16 protein-coding genes are annotated in these 17,441 nt (G+C 64.1%); 8 read left to right on the forward strand and 8 right to left on the reverse strand.

Annotation, left to right across the window (positions count from 1 at the left end):
- Positions 1–97: 97 nt before the first annotated feature.
- On the reverse strand, positions 98–964 hold the full coding sequence (locus FJ426_RS30220) for an RNA polymerase factor sigma-32 (protein WP_140493315.1): 867 nt from the start codon (positions 962–964) through the stop codon (positions 98–100).
- A gap of 322 nt (positions 965–1,286) precedes the next feature.
- Here FJ426_RS30220 and FJ426_RS30225 point away from each other — a divergent pair, with 322 nt between their 5' ends.
- The 4 genes from FJ426_RS30225 (at position 1,287) to FJ426_RS30240 (ending at position 4,660) form a co-directional block, all read left to right on the forward strand.
- Positions 1,287–2,060, forward strand: a complete 774-nt coding sequence (locus tag FJ426_RS30225) for an amino acid ABC transporter substrate-binding protein (protein WP_140493318.1) — start codon at positions 1,287–1,289, stop codon at positions 2,058–2,060.
- Between the two features lie 108 nt (positions 2,061–2,168).
- A complete protein-coding gene (locus FJ426_RS30230) occupies positions 2,169–2,849 on the forward strand; it encodes an ABC transporter permease subunit (protein WP_140550874.1) in 681 nt (226 codons plus the stop codon).
- A complete protein-coding gene (locus FJ426_RS30235; RefSeq protein WP_140554933.1) occupies positions 2,846–3,637 on the forward strand; it encodes an amino acid ABC transporter ATP-binding protein in 792 nt (263 codons plus the stop codon). Before FJ426_RS30230 ends, FJ426_RS30235 begins: the two co-directional genes overlap by 4 nt.
- A gap of 111 nt (positions 3,638–3,748) precedes the next feature.
- Entirely contained in the window at positions 3,749–4,660 is a 912-nt protein-coding gene (locus FJ426_RS30240) for a patatin-like phospholipase family protein (protein ID WP_140560805.1), read from the forward strand.
- A 102-nt stretch (positions 4,661–4,762) separates the two neighbouring features.
- Here FJ426_RS30240 and FJ426_RS30245 read toward each other — a convergent pair whose 3' ends face one another.
- From FJ426_RS30245 to FJ426_RS30270, 6 genes are all read right to left on the reverse strand, one after another.
- The gene (locus tag FJ426_RS30245; RefSeq protein WP_006327799.1) at positions 4,763–5,344 is read right to left on the reverse strand and encodes a CarD family transcriptional regulator; all 582 of its coding nucleotides are present in this window, start codon (positions 5,342–5,344) and stop codon (positions 4,763–4,765) included.
- 367 nt (positions 5,345–5,711) lie between these two features.
- Complete coding sequence (gene fdxA, locus FJ426_RS30250; RefSeq protein ID WP_140493333.1) at positions 5,712–6,050, reverse strand: ferredoxin FdxA; 339 nt, start codon at positions 6,048–6,050, stop codon at positions 5,712–5,714.
- 204 nt (positions 6,051–6,254) lie between these two features.
- Entirely contained in the window at positions 6,255–6,638 is a 384-nt protein-coding gene (locus FJ426_RS30255) for an RNA-binding S4 domain-containing protein (RefSeq protein WP_140560822.1), read from the reverse strand.
- A gap of 26 nt (positions 6,639–6,664) precedes the next feature.
- Positions 6,665–9,997: a helicase-related protein gene (locus tag FJ426_RS30260; RefSeq protein ID WP_140560806.1), complete on the reverse strand. Its 3,333-nt coding sequence runs from the start codon at positions 9,995–9,997 to the stop codon at positions 6,665–6,667.
- 718 nt (positions 9,998–10,715) lie between these two features.
- Entirely contained in the window at positions 10,716–11,441 is a 726-nt protein-coding gene (gene phbB, locus FJ426_RS30265; protein WP_140493339.1) for an acetoacetyl-CoA reductase, read from the reverse strand.
- 119 nt (positions 11,442–11,560) lie between these two features.
- Positions 11,561–12,745 carry an acetyl-CoA C-acetyltransferase gene (locus FJ426_RS30270; protein WP_140493342.1) on the reverse strand — a complete coding sequence of 395 codons (1,185 nt, stop codon included), beginning with the start codon at positions 12,743–12,745 and terminating at the stop codon, positions 11,561–11,563.
- On the opposite strand from FJ426_RS30270, the gene FJ426_RS30275 reads away from it, so the two are divergent.
- Together FJ426_RS30275 and phaR are read left to right on the forward strand one after the other, a co-directional pair.
- Entirely contained in the window at positions 12,726–12,923 is a 198-nt protein-coding gene (locus tag FJ426_RS30275) for a hypothetical protein (protein ID WP_140493345.1), read from the forward strand. The two genes, FJ426_RS30270 and FJ426_RS30275, sit on opposite strands and share 20 nt — an antisense overlap.
- 117 nt (positions 12,924–13,040) lie before the next feature.
- Positions 13,041–13,649 carry a polyhydroxyalkanoate synthesis repressor PhaR gene (phaR, locus tag FJ426_RS30280; RefSeq protein ID WP_140493348.1) on the forward strand — a complete coding sequence of 203 codons (609 nt, stop codon included), beginning with the start codon at positions 13,041–13,043 and terminating at the stop codon, positions 13,647–13,649.
- A 24-nt stretch (positions 13,650–13,673) separates the two neighbouring features.
- Here the strand turns inward: phaR and FJ426_RS30285 are convergent, their stop codons facing one another.
- Complete coding sequence (locus tag FJ426_RS30285) at positions 13,674–14,816, reverse strand: citrate synthase (protein ID WP_140493351.1); 1,143 nt, start codon at positions 14,814–14,816, stop codon at positions 13,674–13,676.
- Between the two features lie 91 nt (positions 14,817–14,907).
- On the opposite strand from FJ426_RS30285, the gene FJ426_RS30290 reads away from it, so the two are divergent.
- Together FJ426_RS30290 and FJ426_RS30295 are read left to right on the forward strand one after the other, a co-directional pair.
- On the forward strand, positions 14,908–15,996 hold the full coding sequence (locus FJ426_RS30290; RefSeq protein ID WP_140560808.1) for a citrate synthase/methylcitrate synthase: 1,089 nt from the start codon (positions 14,908–14,910) through the stop codon (positions 15,994–15,996).
- A 212-nt stretch (positions 15,997–16,208) separates the two neighbouring features.
- Positions 16,209–17,339 carry a patatin-like phospholipase family protein gene (locus FJ426_RS30295; protein WP_140517577.1) on the forward strand — a complete coding sequence of 377 codons (1,131 nt, stop codon included), beginning with the start codon at positions 16,209–16,211 and terminating at the stop codon, positions 17,337–17,339.
- Positions 17,340–17,441: the final 102 nt, after the last annotated feature.

Consider the following 17,441-nt stretch of genomic DNA (forward strand, 5'->3'; position numbering starts at 1 on the left):
AACAATCGAGGCAGCCGAATGCAGGAACTACTTCGAAAACGCAGGCTACGCTTCCGTCAAGATATGAAACGCTCTAGGTAGTTTTCCTGGAATGGATTTAGGCGGCGGTGGCGAGGAATTCCGGGTTCTGCTTCACCAGCGCCACTTTCAGCTTTTCCATGGCGCGGGCCTCGATCTGGCGCACGCGTTCCTTGGAAATGCCAAGCGTCTCGCCGAGCGCTTCGAGCGTCGCGCCCTCGTCGCTCAGCCGACGCTCCTCGATGATGCGCAGCTCACGCGCGTTGAGTGCGGCAAGCGCCGCCTTCAGCCATATCGAGCGGCGTTCGATATCGATGGTGTCGCTGACGACCTCGTCGGGCAAGGGATCGTCCGACACGAGGAAGTCCATCCGCTCGGTCGCGCCCCCATCGTCGGCAAGCGGGACATTGAGGGAGGAGTCGGGCGCCGAGAGCCGCGAATCCATCAGCGCGACATCGGCTTCGGAGACGCCGAGGGCCGCTGAAACCTCGCGGTACAGCGTCCTGTTCGACAGCGGCTCCGCGGCGCCGTTCGCCAGCCGGGCGCGCAGGCGTCGCAGGTTGAAGAACAGGGCCTTTTGCGCCGAGCTGGTGCCGCCGCGCACGATCGACCAGTTGCGCAGGATGTAGTCCTGCATCGAGGCCCGGATCCACCAGGTCGCATAGGTCGAAAACCGCACTTCGCGCTCCGGCTCGAAACGGGCCGCGGCCTCGAGCAGGCCGACATGGCCCTCCTGGACCAGATCGCCAAGCGGCAGGCCGTAATGACGGAATTTGGAGGCCATGGAAATGACCAGGCGCATATGCGCCACGGTGATGCTGTGCAGCGCGTTCTGGTCGTTGTCCTTTTTCCAGCGCAGCGCCAGCCGCAACTCCTCGTCGCGTTCGAGATAGGGAGCCCTCATTGCCGCGCGGACCATGATCCGTCCTGCCGTGTCTTCCATCATGAGGCACTCCCTGGCTCTGGCGATACGGATGTCATTTCGAAACCCGGCAGCCGCTCGACTTGAAATGACGGCGTCCTGCCCTACAACGAACGCAAAACGTGCCATGCGCGGGAAAGGTTCCGCCGCCGGCGGCGCGGCGTGGAGGCTGCGCGAAAAAACTCCGGGCGGGTTCGAGGCACCGCCAGAAACGTCAGTGGTAGAATCCGATTCCGAATAATGGATGTTTTTGAAATCTCATTCCTTATTTTTTCAACTCACATCTGTCAATTTCCAGCGCTCACACACCATGCCGGATATCAGGCCAGGACGGGATCACAGAAAAATGAAATGGCTCAAGTCGCTCATCGTCGCCGGAACTTTGCAGGTTCTGGCTGTTACCGCAGGCTATGCCGGCGCCAATCTCGACCAGATCAAGCAGGCCGGCGTCATCAAGGTCGGCACGGAGGGCACCTACGCACCCTTTACCTATCATGATGCCGGCGGAGCGCTGGTCGGCTTCGATGTCGAAATCGCCAAGGCGATCGGCGACAAGCTCGGCGTGAAGGTAGAGTTCCTCGAGGGCAAATGGGACGGGCTGATCGCGGGCCTCGATGCCAACCGCTATGACGCGGTCATCAACGAAGTCGGCATCACCGACGCCCGCAAGGCGAAATACGATTTCTCCGACCCCTACATCGCCTCCAAGGCAGTGCTGATCGTGCGCGGCGACAATACCGACATCAAGAGTTTCGCCGATCTCAAGGGCAAGAAGTCGGCGCAGTCGCTGACTTCGAATTTCGGCAAACTGGCCGAGGCCAACGGCGCCGAACTGGTCGGCACCGACGGGTTCGACCAGTCGATCCAGCTGCTTCTGACTGGCCGCGCCGACGCAACCATCAATGACAGCCTGTCCTTCCTCGACTTCAAGAAGCACAAGCCGGATGCCAATGTGAAGATCGCGGCCCAGGAAGAGAACGCCGACTATTCCGGCGTCATCGTTCGCAAGGGCGACCCGGAACTGGTTGCCGCGATCAACAAGGCGCTGGCCGACATCAAGGCAGACGGCACCTATCAGAAGATCGCAGACAAGTATTTCGGCCAGGACGTTTCGAAGTAATTTACGGCCGGGCCGTTGGCGGCCCGCGCGACATCGCCCGGCGGCGGACCGTTTTGACGGCCCGCCGCCTTTCGCGTGATATACGGCAGTCGCAAGAAGGAGCCTTTCGTGCCGCACTGGCTGCAACTCATGCTGGAATCGCTGCCTTCGCTGCTATGGGCCGCGTTGATCTTCACCGTACCGCTGACGCTCCTGTCCTTTGTGCTTGGCTTGAGCGTCGGTCTCGGAACCGCGCTGATCCGGCTCTTCGGGCCAATGCCCCTGGTCGCGGTGGCGCGCTTCTACGTGTGGATATTCCGCGGCACGCCGCTCCTGGTGCAGCTGTTCCTGATCTTCTACGGCCTGCCCTCGGTCGGCATCCTGCTTGACGCGTTTCCCGCGGCGTTGATCGGCTTCACGCTCAATATCGGCGCCTACTCGTCGGAAATCGTTCGCGCGGCGATAGGCGCGGTGCCAAAGGGGCAATGGGAGGCGGCCTATTCGATCGGCATGACCTGGAGCCAGGCGATGCGCCGCACCATCTTGCCGCAGGCCGGGCGCGTGGCGGTGCCGCCGCTCTCCAACACCTTCATCTCGCTGGTCAAGGACACGTCGCTGGCCGCCGCCATCACCGTGCCGGAAATGTTCCAGGCCGCGCAGCGCATCGTCGCCACTACCTATGAGCCGCTGATCCTCTATGTCGAGGCGGCTATCCTCTATCTGGCGATGAGTTCGGTGCTGTCGGCCTTGCAGACGCGGCTGGAGGCGCGGCTCAATCGCTATGGCGGGTTCCTGGAGGCGCGCTCGTGATCGACCTTGCCAACATCGAAAAGCGCTTCGGGGACAATCTCGTGCTGAAGGGCGTGACGGTTACCATCGCCGAAGGCAGCGTCACCGCTCTGGTCGGTCCTTCGGGTGGTGGCAAAAGTACGCTGCTGCGCTGCATCAACCTGCTTGAGATCCCAACTTCGGGCACAGTGCGTATCGGCGATCAGGCGCTGGAGTTCCATCCGGGAGCGAAGGTGGCGGCCCGGGACATTCAGCGGCTGCGGCTGCAGACCGGCATGGTGTTCCAGAACTTCCAACTGTTCCCGCATCGCACCGCGATCGAGAACGTCATGGAAGGGCTGGTGACGGTGCTGAAGTGGCCCCAGGCACGGGCGCGCGAACGGGCGCTCGCGCTGCTGGAAAAGGTCGGCATGGCGCACAAGGTCGATGCCTGGCCGGCAACGCTGTCGGGCGGCCAGCAGCAGCGGGTAGCGATCGCCCGGGCGCTGGCGCCGTCGCCAAAGGTGCTTTTGTGCGACGAGCCGACCTCCGCGCTCGACCCGGAACTGGCGCAGGAAGTCGTCGACGTGCTCGGCCGGCTCGCCAGCGAGGGGACGACGATGGTGATGGCCACGCACGATCTGCGGCTTGCTTCAAAGATCGCTCGCGAGGTGGTGTTCCTCGAGGCCGGCATTGTCGTCGAAAAGGGCCCCGCGGCGGTGCTGTTCGGCAATCCGGAGCGCGAACGGACAAGACGGTTCATCGCGACGCTAAAGCAGGAAATGGCGGAGAAGGAGGGTGGGGGAGAAGGCGGCAATTTCTCGTCCTAGGCATGCGCTGCGCTTGCTCCCTGCCGGGCATTTATCCTCGTGAGCCGCCGTCAGGCACGGTGTTTCTATTTCGATGGACGGGCGTGTCCATGCGCTGCAATAGTGGGGCCGATGGTTCGCAACGTTGCTCTTGTTCTCGGTGGTGGCGGGGCCGCCGGAAATGCCTGGCTGATCGGCATCATCGCGGGCCTCGCCGACACTGGTGTCGATCTGACCGAGGCCGCCGATCTGGTGATCGGAACCTCGGCAGGCGCCAATGCGGCAGTGCAGGTGCGCAGCGGCATACCGCCGGGCGAGCTGCTGGCCGCGGTGCTGTCCCCGCTGCCGGTTCAACCGGCCGGACAGAGCCGCCAGCAACCGCCGTTCGCTTCGATGGATAGTGTGTTCGAGCGGATGCGTGCCATCTCCGCCGCCGCTATCTCGGCAGCCGATCTGCAACGGGCGATGGGGGCATTCGGTTTGGAGAGCGATGTCAAATTCGGACCGGAAGTGGCCAAACAGCGGCGCGCGCTGGTCGCCGCCAGATTGCCTCGCCATGAATGGCCGGAAAGGCCGATGATCTTGGTGGCCGTCGACGCGCTTACCGGTGAACTGGCTGCGTTCGACCGCGATTCCGGCGTCGATCTGGTTGACGCGGCCACCGCGAGCACCGCGCTGCCCGGTGCGGGGCCAACGCACAGCATCAATGGCGTCCGCTACATCTCCGGTGGCGTGCGCTCCGCCGATAATGCCGACCTTGCCTCGGGCTATGCGAACGTGATCGTGCTCTCGCCGTTCAGCGGACGGAGCGGGCCGCTACCGGAAGGCCAGTTCGAGGGCCTGCGCAGACCGCCGGGCGCGGACCTTGCAAGCGAGGTCGAAGCCCTGCGCCAGCAGGGCAGCGAGGTGGTGGTGATCACGCCTGACGTCGATTCCCGCGCCGCAATGGGCACCAACCAGATGGATCTGGCGACCCGCATCCCCGCGGCCCGTGCCGGTTTCGCCCAAGGCAAGAAGGAAGCGACCCGCGTAACGTTCCTGTGACGATTCCACGCCCAGGGGCGTGCACCAACTTTCCAAATATTGCCTGCAACAAAAAACCCGGCGCAAGGCCGGGTTTTTCAAAAACTCAAAAGGCGCAAGGCCTCAGGCAGCTTCTTCCTGCTCGGCTTCCTCATTGTCGGCCTTGGCGCCGCGCTTAGGGCCCTTGTTGAGATTGACCTCGATCAAACGCACGGCTTCGGTTTCCGACATGCGGTTGACCGCGGCGATCTCACGGGCCATGCGGTCGAGCGCGGCCTCGTAGAGTTGGCGTTCGGAATAGGACTGCTCCGGCTGGTTGTCGGCGCGGTAGAGGTCGCGAACAACTTCCGAGATCGAGATCAGGTCGCCGGAATTGATCTTGGCATCATATTCCTGCGCGCGACGCGACCACATGGTGCGCTTGACGCGGGCGCGGCCTTGCACGACCTTCAGTGCGCGTTCGACATAATCCTCTTCCGACAGCTTGCGCATGCCGATCGAGGTTGCCTTGGCGACCGGCACCTTGAGGCGCATCTTGTCCTTCTGGAAATCGATGACGAACAGTTCCAGCTTGTGCCCGGCCACTTCCTGCTCGTCGATCGAGACGATCTGGCCGACACCATGCGCCGGATAGACGATGTACTCGCCGGTCTTGAAACCGTGACGTGCAGCGGTGGACTTCTTCTGCGGGGTGATCGTTGCCATTACGCCCTGAACTCCTTGTTGTGGGCCGGCGGCGGTGCCGGCTGAACTCGCGCGATCGGGTTACCGATCATTAGCCGCACAACAGATGAACCCACCGGAAAAGCCGGGACCGGCAAACCGCACGATTGCGATCGCCTGGCCCAGATCGCTCTGGTCCGATATGGGATTTTCACCTTTCAGTGATTTGGGGCGTTAGCGCCATAAATCGACGTTGTGTCACCGGCATGTTTCGCTCATGTAACACAAAAAGTCGGAAGAATCAAGGTTTTGCTGCATAAGCGAAGGCCACAGGTTCACGCCGCCTGTCAAGGCGGTTAATAGGCCGTACCTCTTACGCCACGTCATGCCGGTTGAAACGGCAGCGCTGTCAGTCGCCTTCTCCGGGTTCAGCCGAGAAATATTTCTCGAACTTGCCGGCCTCGCCATCGAAGGCCTTGGCGTCGGCCGGCGGCTCCTTCTTGGCGGTGATATTAGGCCATTTCTCAGCGTATTCGGTGTTTATCTGCAGCCATTTGTCGAGGCCCGACTCAGTATCGGGCTTGATCGCGTCGGCGGGGCATTCCGGTTCGCAGACACCGCAGTCAATGCACTCGTCGGGATGGATGACGAGCATGTTCTCGCCCTCGTAGAAACAGTCGACCGGACAGACCTCGATGCAGTCCATATATTTGCATTTGATGCAATTGTCGGTCACGACATAGGTCATCGATCTGCTCCGGGACGTCCCGTTTTTGTTGGCTTTTTCCGTGAGGTAACGCCTTTGGCGCCCGCTTGCAAGGGCGGCCATTCCGGCCATGCCGGCATTGCCGGAATGGAATTCCAACGGGTCGGCAATGGCGGGCATCGGTCATGTGCTCGGACCGTTGTGTCGGCGGCGTGGAAGAACATACATGCCTCCGTGCACCGGCGGTCAGTCGTCGCCAAGCAAGCGGTCGGTCTCGCGGCGCTCCTTCTTCGTGGGGCGGCCGCTTCCGGCCTCGCGCAGCCCTGGGATCGCGTCGGGAGGCGCCTCGCCCGTCGGTGCGGCAAGCGGCGACATGTCTTCGTAGAGCGTGCGTGCCTCCACGGCGGGGCCGCGCCGGCTTCCCGCATCGAGCACCTTCCAGATGAAGATGCGCCGCTCCAGCGTGATGGTCAGGACGTCGCCAGGCTTGACCAGGTCGGAGGCCCGCGCTGCTTTGTCGCGATTGATGCGCACCCGGCCGGCCACGACCAGTTTGGCGGCCAGCGAGCGCGATTTCACCGCGCGCGAGAAGAACAGCCATTTGTCGATACGCTGGCGGTCGGTGGCCATCGGGGCGACCATCGGATCCTGTGCGGCTATTTCTTCAGCTGGTCGCGCAAAGCGGCGAGCTTGGCGAAGGGAGAGTCGGGATCGAAGCGCACCGGGCGCTCCTCGCGCGGTTTTGCCTGAAACGAGGGTTTGCCGCCTTGCGGGCCGCCCTTGCCTTCCGGCCTGCCGCCCGGCCGGCCCTCACGGCGGTCAGAACGCTCGCCCTGCGGCTTTCCCTCCCGCCGTTCCCCGCCTTCGCCTTGCGGCCTGGGCTTGAACTTCGAGCGATCGAAACGCGGCTTGCCGGCGCCATCGCGGCGCCCTTCATGGGCGGGCCGGGTGCCGGGCTGGCCGACAGCGGCATCCGCCGGGGCATCGGAGCGCGCCGCCTGGCCGTTGCGCGGCCGGGCGCGGTTCTCGTGGTGACGGTGACGAGGCCGCTGGTCGAAGCGACCCTGCCGCCACAACAGGATCGGCTTAGGCTCTTCGGCTTCCGCGGCGGGCACGCCGGCTTCATCCTGTCCCTGTTGGGGAGCGTCGGCGCTGTCACCCCCCTCGCTTCGCTCCGCGACCTCCCCCGTCGAGGGGGAGGTGAGAGCGTCGGCGCTTTCGGCGGCAGAAGTCTCAGGCACGGCTTCTGCTACAGGCGCAACCTCTTGCGTCGCTTCGGCTGGAACTTCGGGTTGTTCTTCCGCAACAGTTTCGGCCGCTTCCGCAATGGGTTCAACAGGAATTTCGACGGCGGTCTGGGCAGTCGCAGTTTGCGGATCTTCCGCCGATGTCTCCTCAGGCGTGTCCGTCGCAGCCGCCTCCGCCGCCTTGGCCTGCTCGGCGCGCGCGGCCTCTTCCGCTGCCAGCTTGGCCGCCACGGCTTCCCGGGCGGCATTGTCCTGCGCTTCCAGCCGTGCCTTGACTTCGGCCGCCGGCTTCGGCTCGGCACGGTAGCCAAGACCTTTCAGGATTTCTTCCATGTCATCGGCCGTGGCGCCGAGAATCGACATCATCGGCGGCGTCACCATGAAAGACTGGCCGTCATAGGCGCCATCCGGACGCTGGCCGAGGCCGGGCTTCCAGTTGGTCGCCGGGCGGATCAGGTCGGCCAGCCGTTCCAGAATGTCGATGCGCACGGCGCGGCGGCCGAGATTGCGGTAGCCCGCAAGCTTGTAGAAGGCCTTGTCGAAAGCCGGATCGATGACCACCGAGGTGCGGCCCGATGCCAGCGCATGGACGACGTCGCCGAAGCCGGGCTTCTCCTTGCCGTCGTTTTTCAGCGCCCACAGCAACGTCACCAATCCCGCGGGCGCCGGCTTGATCAGCGCCGGCACGAAGACATGATAGGCGCCGAAGCGCACGCCCAGCCGGCGCAATGCCGCGCGGCCTTCCTGGTCGAGCGACTTCATCTCCTCGGCGATGTCGCGGCGATTGATAAGGCCGAAATTCTCGACCAGCTGGAAGGCGATGCCGCGGCCGATACCCGATATCTGCTCGGCATTCTTCAAATCGACCAGCGGCTTCAGCAGGGATTCGATCTGGAAATTGACGAAGCGCTCGGCACGCGCCGCGACCTTGTCACGCGCCGGGCCGGTCAGCTGTTCATCGGCCAAAAGCACCAGGCGCGGCTTCAGCGCGTCCTCGCCGGCAACCAGAGTGCCGATCGGCGCGCCGATCCAGCGCAGCGTGCCGTCGGAACCGAGCGCGATGTCGCCATTGGCGCAGGCGCCGAAGCGTTCGGCGCGTGCCTCGAACTCCGCCGCCAGCGCCTTCTGGGCGGCCGCGCGCACGGCCTTGGCGTCTTCGCCGCCAGCGCTCTGATCGGCGGTGAAACGGAACCCCTGCAACTCGCCGACATGGTGGCCTTCGACGAGGACGGTTCCGGTTGGGCTTATTTCGGCTTCAGGCATGGTATTTTCTCTAAGGCGCCGCATGAGGACGGAAGTCCTGCGGTCTACGAAGCGTTTCGTCAACCGCTCATGCAGCGCATCCGACAATCTGTCTTCGATTTCGCGCGTCTTTTCCTGCCAGTGTGCCTGATCGGCCAGCCAGCCGGGCCGGTTCGACACGAATGTCCAGGTGCGGATCTGGGCGATGCGATGCGACAGCGTATCGATGTCGCCCTCGGTGGTGTCGGCGCGGCGCACCTGCTCGGCCATGTAATTCTCGTCGACATGGCCATGCCTGGCGAGGTCCATGTAGATCGACGCAATGAGGTCGGCGTGCTGGGCCGGCGCTATCTTGCGGTAGTCGGGGAGCGCGCAGGCCTCCCACAGCAGCGCGACGCGCCTTGCGTCGGTGGCGAGCGCCCTGATGTCCTCGTCACGCGACAGGTGCTCAAGCGCCTGCGCATCGACTGCCGGCAGCGCACGGGTCAGGCCCTCCACCGGGGCATTGGTCTCGATCGAGCGCTTCAGCGCGTCGAGGCTGGCGAAATTGAAACGCGCTGTGCGCCACTGCAGAACCTTCACGGGGTCGAAGTCGTGGCTTTCGATCTTCTTGACCAATTCCTCGTCCAGCGGGTCGACCTGGCCGGTGACGCCAAAGGTGCCGTCGCGCAGGTGCCGGCCGGCGCGCCCGGCGATCTGGCCAAGTTCGGCCGCCGTCAGGTTGCGATACTGATAGCCGTCGAACTTGCGGTTCTGGGCGAAGGCGACATGGTCGAGATCGAGGTTAAGGCCCATGCCGATGGCATCGGTGGCGACGAGATAGTCGACGTCGCCCGACTGAAACAGCGCCACCTGGGCGTTGCGGGTGCGGGGCGAGAGCGCGCCAAGCACGACGGCCGCACCGCCCTGCTGGCGGCGGATCAGTTCGCCGATGGCATAGACCTCGTCGGCGGAGAAGGCGACGATCGCTGTGCGCCGGGGCAAGCGGGTCAGCTTCTTCGAACCGGCATAGGCCAGATGTGACAGCCGCGGTCGTGTCACCACCGAGACGCCTTTCAACAGGCGCTGCAAGATGCCGTGCATGGTGGCGGCGCCGAGCAGCAGCGTCTCCTGGCGGCCGCGCAGATGCAGGATGCGGTCGGTGAAGATGTGGCCGCGCTCGAGGTCCCCGGCAAGCTGCACCTCGTCGATGGCGACGAAGGCGGCATCGGTCTCGCGCGGCATGGCTTCGACAGTACAGACCGAATATCTGGCGCCTGGCGGCTGGATCTTCTCCTCGCCGGTGATGAGCGCCACCTTGTGGGCACCGACCTTTTCGCAGACGCGGGTGTAGACCTCTCGCGCCAAGAGCCTGAGCGGCAGGCCGATGATGCCGCTTTCATGCGCCACCATGCGCTCGATGGCGAGATGGGTCTTGCCTGTGTTGGTCGGCCCAAGCACGGCAGTCACGTCGCGACCCGACAGGATCAGCGGCTCGGTGGGTTTCGGATGGATGTTCATCGGCTCGGAAATAAGGCTTTCTGGCCTCTCATTGTCGGGAGCACGCCTCGGGTGGCGCGTATGACAGGCGACACATAGGGATTTCAGGCGCGAAGCGAAAGCGGAATGTTCCGCTGGCGGTTCGAAGTCACCTCCGTCGAGCTTCGGTTCGGCTGCTGATTAAGGGTTGGAACGAGTCTGGAACGAATCGGCGACGAATCGCTGACTCGCCCGGATTCAGGTTTTGTTCACGGCTAGATGTGGAGTTTTGGCTGATGATCCTTACCACATGCTGAATCACGGAATTGGCCCGTTTCATGCTAGGCGAGAGCCGCCGTTAACTTTCGCCGGCAAAGCCGTGTGGCAGCCCGCCTTGCTTCATCCAAGCTTATGAAATTGTTGAACTTTCTTAATAGAAATTAACAGTTTGATAGGCGATTGCAACTGCTCTCGTTAACATTGCGGCCAAACATGGAACGAAAGGGCGACGAATCGGCGATGTCGGGATTTTCCCTGTTTGTTCACGACAAGATGTAGTGTTACGCACAGGTTTTCCACCGACAATGCACAGCTTATCCAGGCAGTTTTGCACAATACCGGCTGCCGCGATTAACCTTTGCGTGCCGGATTGGAACAGCAGGCCGACAGCCGTCATCGGACGGCGTCACGGACATCCGAAGCGGATGGCGAACGAGCCCTCCTTCAATCGGCACCGGGAAGCCGGCAGCCCGGCGAGACCTCAGGCGAAGTACTGGCCGCCATTGGCGGTGATGGTCGATCCCGTGATGAAGCCGGCGTCCTCGGAGGCGAGGAAGACGACGCAGCGCGCGATCTCCTCCGGCTCGCCGAGGCGCCCGACCGGGATTAGCGGGATGATGCGTTCGTTGAGCACCTTCTCATCGATCGCCCGGACCATTTCGGTGGCGATATAGCCTGGGCAGATGATGTTGACGGTGATGCCCGCGCGGGCTCCTTCCTGGGCCAGAGCCTTCGAGAAACCGATGTCGCCGGCCTTGGCCGCGGAGTAGTTGACCTGGCCGGCCTGGCCCTTCTGGCCATTGATGGAGGAGATGGTGATGACGCGGCCGAACTTGCGGTCGCGCATGCCGCTCCACAGCGGATGCGTCATGTTGAAAACGCCGGAGAGATTGGTGTCGATGACCTCCTTCCACTGCTCACGCGTCAGCTTGTGGAACATGGCGTCGCGCGTGATGCCGGCATTGTTGACCAGCACCGCGACCGGGCCCAGATCGGCCTCGACCTGCTTGATGCCGGCGGCGCAGGCGTCGTAGTCGGCGACCGACCATTTGTAGGTCTTGATGCCGGTTGTGGCCGTGAACTTGCTCGCCGCCTCATCATTGCCGGCGTAGTTGGCGGCAACCGAATAGCCGGCTTCCTTCAGCGCCATCGATATTGCCGCGCCGATGCCGCGCGATCCGCCCGTGACGATTGCAACCTTGGTCATGCGCTCCCTCCCTTTGGTTGGGAGAGTGAACAGGGAGTAGCGAATGACGAGCAGGGATCAGATATCCCATTGCGCCGACGCCGTTCTTCCCTATTCGCTACTCCCCATTCACTTCTCTTTTAGAGCGCTTCGACGCACATGGCGACGCCCATGCCGCCGCCGATGCACAGGGTGGAGAGACCCTTCTTGGCACCTCTTCGGCGCATCTCGTGGACCAGCGTGTTGAAAATGCGCGCGCCAGAGGCGCCGATCGGATGACCGATGGCGATGGCGCCACCATTGACGTTGACGATCGAGGGATCCCAGCCCATGTCCTTGTTGACCGCGCAGGCCTGCGCGGCGAAAGCCTCGTTGGCCTCGATCAGGTCGAGATCGCCGACCGACCAGCCGGCCTTTTCCAGCGCTTTTCGCGAGGCGGGAATCGGACCGGTGCCCATGATCGCCGGGTCAACGCCCGCGGTCGCCCAGGAGACGATGCGCGCCAGCGGGGTGATGCCCCGCCTGGCAGCTTCCGCTTCGCTCATCAAAAGCGCGCCGGCGGCGCCGTCGTTGATGCCGGAGGCATTGGCGGCGGTCACAGTGCCGTCCTTGTCGAAGGCCGGCTTCAGTTTGGTCATGGCATCCAGCGTCGCGCCATGGCGGATGTATTCGTCCTGGTCGACAATTGTATCGCCCTTCTTGCCCTTGATGGTGAAGGCGACGATCTCGTCCTTGAACCGGCCGGCCTTCTGCGCGGCCTCGGCCTTGTTCTGCGAGGCCAGCGCGAACTGGTCCTGGTCCTCGCGGGTGATCTGGAACTGGCGGGCGACGTTCTCGGCCGTGTTGCCCATGTGATAGCCATTAAAGGCATCCCACAGTCCATCCTTGATCATGGTGTCGATCATCTTGTAGTCGCCCATCTTGACGCCAGCGCGCAGATGCTGGGCGTGCGGCGACATCGACATCGATTCCTGGCCGCCGGCGACAACCACCTTGGCATCGCCGGTGGCGATCTGCTGCATGCCGAGCGCGATGGCGCGCAGGCCCGAGCCGCACACCTGGTTGAGGCCCCAGGCGGTGGTCTCCCTGGGCAGCCCGGCGAGGATCGAAGCCTGGCGGGCGGGGTTCTGCCCTTGGGCCGCGGTCAGCACCTGGCCAAGAATGACCTCGTCGACTTCGGCCGCCTCGACGCCGGCGCGCGACAACAATTCCCTTACGACGACGGCGCCAAGCTCGTGAGCCGGGGTGGCGGCGAAAGCGCCATTGAAGGAACCGACCGGTGTGCGCGCCGCGCTGGCGACGACGATGGCATTGGAAGCGGGCATTCTGTTCTCCAAACTTCAAGCTGATGTTCTGTCATTGAAGACTTTTCTTGCCCTTTCCCAACCCCGAGTCAAACCGGAAATCGGCAGGGCACCCATGCGTCGCAAGCAAGCTGCGCATGGCCGCGACATCAAGCTGTCCGCTGCTGCGCAGCATATTTCACCGGCCATGCAGCGATAATTAATCCCGCACTGCACAAACTGCTTGGAATTGTGACGCTTTTGCGCATATCCTTTGAACGGGCGCAATCGTTACCGGCGGCTTACTCAGGCGCGCCGGTGTCCGGGGAGGATGCAGATGGCTGCGAAAGACGATCCGATCGTCATCAAGAAATATGCCAATCGCCGGCTCTACAACACCGGCACCAGCACCTATGTGACGCTCGAGGACCTGGCCGAAATGGTCAAGAAGGGCGAAGAGTTCACGGTGCAGGACGCCAAGACCGGCGACGACATCACGCATCCGGTTCTGACCCAGATCATCTTCGAATTGGAGAACAAGGACGGGCAGAACATGCTGCCGATCCCGTTCCTGCGCCAGTTGATCGCCTTCTACGGCGACCAGATGCAGATGATCGTGCCGAGCTTCCTCGAACAGTCGATGATCGCCTTCTCCAAGGAACAGGAGCGCTTCCGCGAGCAGATGAAGGGCGCTATCGGCAAGTCACCACTCGACATGATGAAGATGGCCACGCCGATCAAGGCGCTGGAGGAGCAGACGCGCCGCAACATGGAAATGTTCCAGAATGCCATGCGGCTGTTCACGCCTTTCCCGCCGGCAGGCTCGGCACCTGCGGCGGCCCCCGCCGAACCGGCCAGGAAGGAAACGCCGGAAAAACCCGACGATCTGCAGCAGTTGAAGGACCAGATCGCGGCCATGCAGCGCAAGCTCGACACCATGTCGTGAGCGCGCAGCGCTTTTCTTCCGATCCTACGGCAATAATCCCTCATAGCGACCGCGCGGCCTGATGCTGCCGCCGCTCATTGCCTGTTCGACCATGTGGGCGGCCCAGCCAACGCTGCGCCCAAGCGCGAACAGCTGGAACGGCGCATCGCGCGGCAGGTCGAGGCTGCGCGTCAGAACGGCCAGGGCAAAGTCGACGTTCGGGCGGGCGCCGGTCGCGGCAATGGCGGCGATTTCCAGCGATCGCAATGTTCTGTCGGTGTTGTCGATGGCCGCCAAAAGCGCCGTGGCGCGGGGATCGCCTTCGGGATAGAGCGGATGGCCGAACGCTGGCAAAGGCCTGTCATGGCCGAGCCAGCGCCGGATCGCCGCATCGGCGCCGTGCCGCGCCGCATCGTCCGCGAGTTGCATCACCGCCTCGCCGGCGCCACCGTGCCGCGGACCGGAAAGTGTCGCCAGACCCGCGAGCAGGCAGGCGGCGGGCGAGGCTCCGGTCGAGGCCGCGACGCGCGCCGCGAAGGTCGATGCGTTGAGTTCGTGATCGGCAAGCAGCACAAGGGCGCGCCGGATAGCCTGCGCCCCGCCTTCATCCACCGACCAGCCTCGCGCCAACCGCATGTGCACCGGATCTGATCCCGCCGAGGCGCCAAGAGCGCCGGCCAGCACGCCGATCGCGCGCGCGGCGTCGGCGCACAGCGAGGCGGCGCCGCGCCCTAGTGAAGGCCGCCCCTGGCCGGCGAGCATGGCAAGTTGCATGAAGGCCGGGGCTCGGCCGAGTTGTTGGGATTGATCCGAGGCCGGAGCCTCGAAACCCACCGGCTCAGGCAGGGCCCACAGCACGGCGGCGGTCTCTTCGAGCGTGGCATGTTCGGACAGCGCAACGGCGTCGCGGCCCCGATAGACAAGGTGGCCGTGCGAAACGGTCGAGATCGAGGTGACGAGCGAGGGTTCGCCCCAGGCGATGGCGCTTTCGGCGATGGCCGATGGGCTGCGTCCGCGCTCTCTTCGCATCATCAGGGCCGCGATATCGTCGGCGCGATATTGGCTGCGGCGTGGATCGGCACTGTCCGGGCGCATGCCGATGCGCCCGCGACTGACATAGGCGTAGAGCGTCTGCGGCCGCACCTTGAGCCGTTCCAGCGCCTCGTCCCGCGGCAGCCATTCGGACATGTCGGTCCCATATTGATTATGTTGATCAAGATTGATGCGCGTGTTGCCCATCCTTATCCTTAGTGTCGGAAAAGCTCAAGGAGACAAAGCCATGGCGAACGGGCTCGATGATGTGGTGGCGGCGGAAACGGTGCTGTCCGACGTGGATGGGCTGGGCGGCCGCTTGACGATCCGGGGGTACTCCCTGCCGGAACTGGCCGGGCGATGGAACTATCCGCAGGTCGTTCGCCTGCTTCTCGACGGCTTCTTCTACGACCTTCCCGGAGACGCGGAACTGGCCGCGAGACTGGGCCAGGCGCGCGTCGAGGTGTTCGACCGGCTCTTGTCTTGCCTGCCCCTGCTGGCGCCGCTCGACGTCTATAGCGCCATGCGTGCCGGCATGGCGTTGCTGCCTGACGGCGAGACGCTGACGGACGCGCTTGGGCTGATCGCGGCGCCCGCCGTGCTGACGCCGGCGCTGTTGCGCCTGCGGCGCGGCGAGCAGCCGGTCGCGCCGGATGGGAGGGCCGATCATGCCGCCGATATGCTGAGGATGCTCGACGGTTCCGTGCCGACGCCGGCTCTGGCAAGGGCACTCGACACTTACCTCGTGACCGTCTGCGACCACGGCCTCAATGCCTCGACCTTCGCCACGCGCATCGTCGCCTCGACGCAGGCCGGGCTGACATCGTCGGTGCTGGCTGGCCTCGGGGCGCTCAAGGGCCCACTGCATGGCGGCGCGCCCGGCCCTGTCATCGAGATGCTCGACGCCATCCAGGCGCATGGCGACACCGCCGGCTGGCTGCGCGGCGAGATCGCGCGTGGTGAACGCATCATGGGCTTCGGCCACCGCATCTACCGCGTGCGCGATCCGCGCGCCGATGTGCTGAAGGCGGTGGTGCGGCAACTCGGCGGGGAGGGCGAGACCGGTCGCCGGCTGGCCTTCGCCGAGACAGTCGAACAGGCTGCGCTCGATGTGCTTCGGATTGCCAAGCCGCAGCGCTCGCTGCAGACCAATGTCGAGTTCTACACCGCGTTGGTGCTGGAAGCGGCGGGTTTTCCCAGCCAAGCCTTCAGCAATGTCTTCGCGGCCGGGCGCGTCGCCGGTTGGGTCGCGCATGCGCGCGAGCAGCAGACGACGGGACGGCTGATCCGGCCGCTGTCGCGCTATGTCGGACCGATGCCGGACCTCGTCGCCTGAGCATCAAACCTGTTTGGAAGATACACCGCGCCCTCCGCCACAAGGCGGAGGGCGTTTCCGCATGATCGAAATTTCATGCCATCACGCGACCGTGCTCGTGTTCTTGCCTTGGTGCGTCCTTATATGCTGCACTGCAACATAGGTCTGCCGTGACGCTGACGTCCCGATTCCCGGGCACGCAATAAGTCAGGCACCGGGATCGACAGGAACGCATGACGAAGAACGGCAAGGCGGAGGAAGTAAAGAAGATCAACATCGCGCTTCAGGGCGGCGGTTCCCACGGGGCTTTTTCCTGGGGCGTGCTCGACCGGCTTCTGGAGGATGGCCGGCTGGAGATCGCAGCGGTGTCCGGCACAAGCGCGGGCGCGATGAACGCGGTGGCGCTGGCCGACGGCTTCGTTCGCGGCGGCGTCGAAGGCGCGCGCAAGAAGCTCGACGACTTCTGGCATGCGGTGGCGGCGAAGGGCCGGTTCAGCCCGGTGCAGCGCATGCCGTGGGACGTCGCCTGGGGCAATTGGTCGATCGAGAACACGCCGGGTTATGTCTTCTTCGACACCATGTCGCGCGTGTTCTCGCCCTATGTCGCCAACCCGCTCGGCCTCAATCCGCTGCGCGACGTGGTCGCGCAGGGGATCGATTTCGACAATGTACGCGCCTGCAAGTCGATGGAACTGTTCATCTCGGCCACCAATGTCGAGACAGGGCAGTTGCGGGTGTTTTCCGATGGCGAGATCGACCTCGACACAGTGATGGCCTCGGCCTGCCTGCCGCAACTGTTCCGCGCCGTCGAGATCAAGGGCGTGCCCTATTGGGATGGCGGTTATGGCGGCAATCCGGCGCTCTATCCGTTCTTCAAGACGGCTGCCACCGAGGACGTGCTTTTGGTGCAGATCAATCCGGTCGTGCGCGAGGGAACGCCCAAAAGCGCCAATGAGATCCAGAACCGCATCGACGAGATCACCTTCAACGCCGGGCTGCTGCGCGAATTCCGTTCGATCGCCTTCGTCAAGGAACTGATCGCCGCCGGCCGCCTGCCGCGGGGCGAGTACCGGGACATCCGCATGCACCGCATCGACGCCGATGAGGCCTTCAAGGACCTGTCGGCATCATCGAAGGTCAATGCCGAATGGGCATTCCTGGCCTATCTGCGCGATCTTGGCCGCACCGCCGCCAGCGACTGGCTGGAGGAGAACTACGATGCCGTCGGCAAGCGGCCGACGCTCGACCTCTCCGGCGAGCTCGACGACGGCTTCAAGCCGGTGCGGGGTCCGGCACCTGGCCGACGGGTGAAGGAATTCCTGGCCGCGCGCAAGAACCCCGAAGCGGAGCGTCGCCGGGCCTGAACCCGCATCCGTCACACGGGCGTGATCTGCCGCGCGGTGCCAGCAAGTTCCTTCCGGCGCCAGCAACAACCATCGCGTGTGAGGCGCGCATCATCATGCTGA

The sequence above is a fragment of the Mesorhizobium sp. B2-6-4 genome (genome assembly GCF_006441495.1).
In the GTDB taxonomy this organism is placed as follows: Bacteria; Pseudomonadota; Alphaproteobacteria; order Rhizobiales; family Rhizobiaceae; genus Mesorhizobium.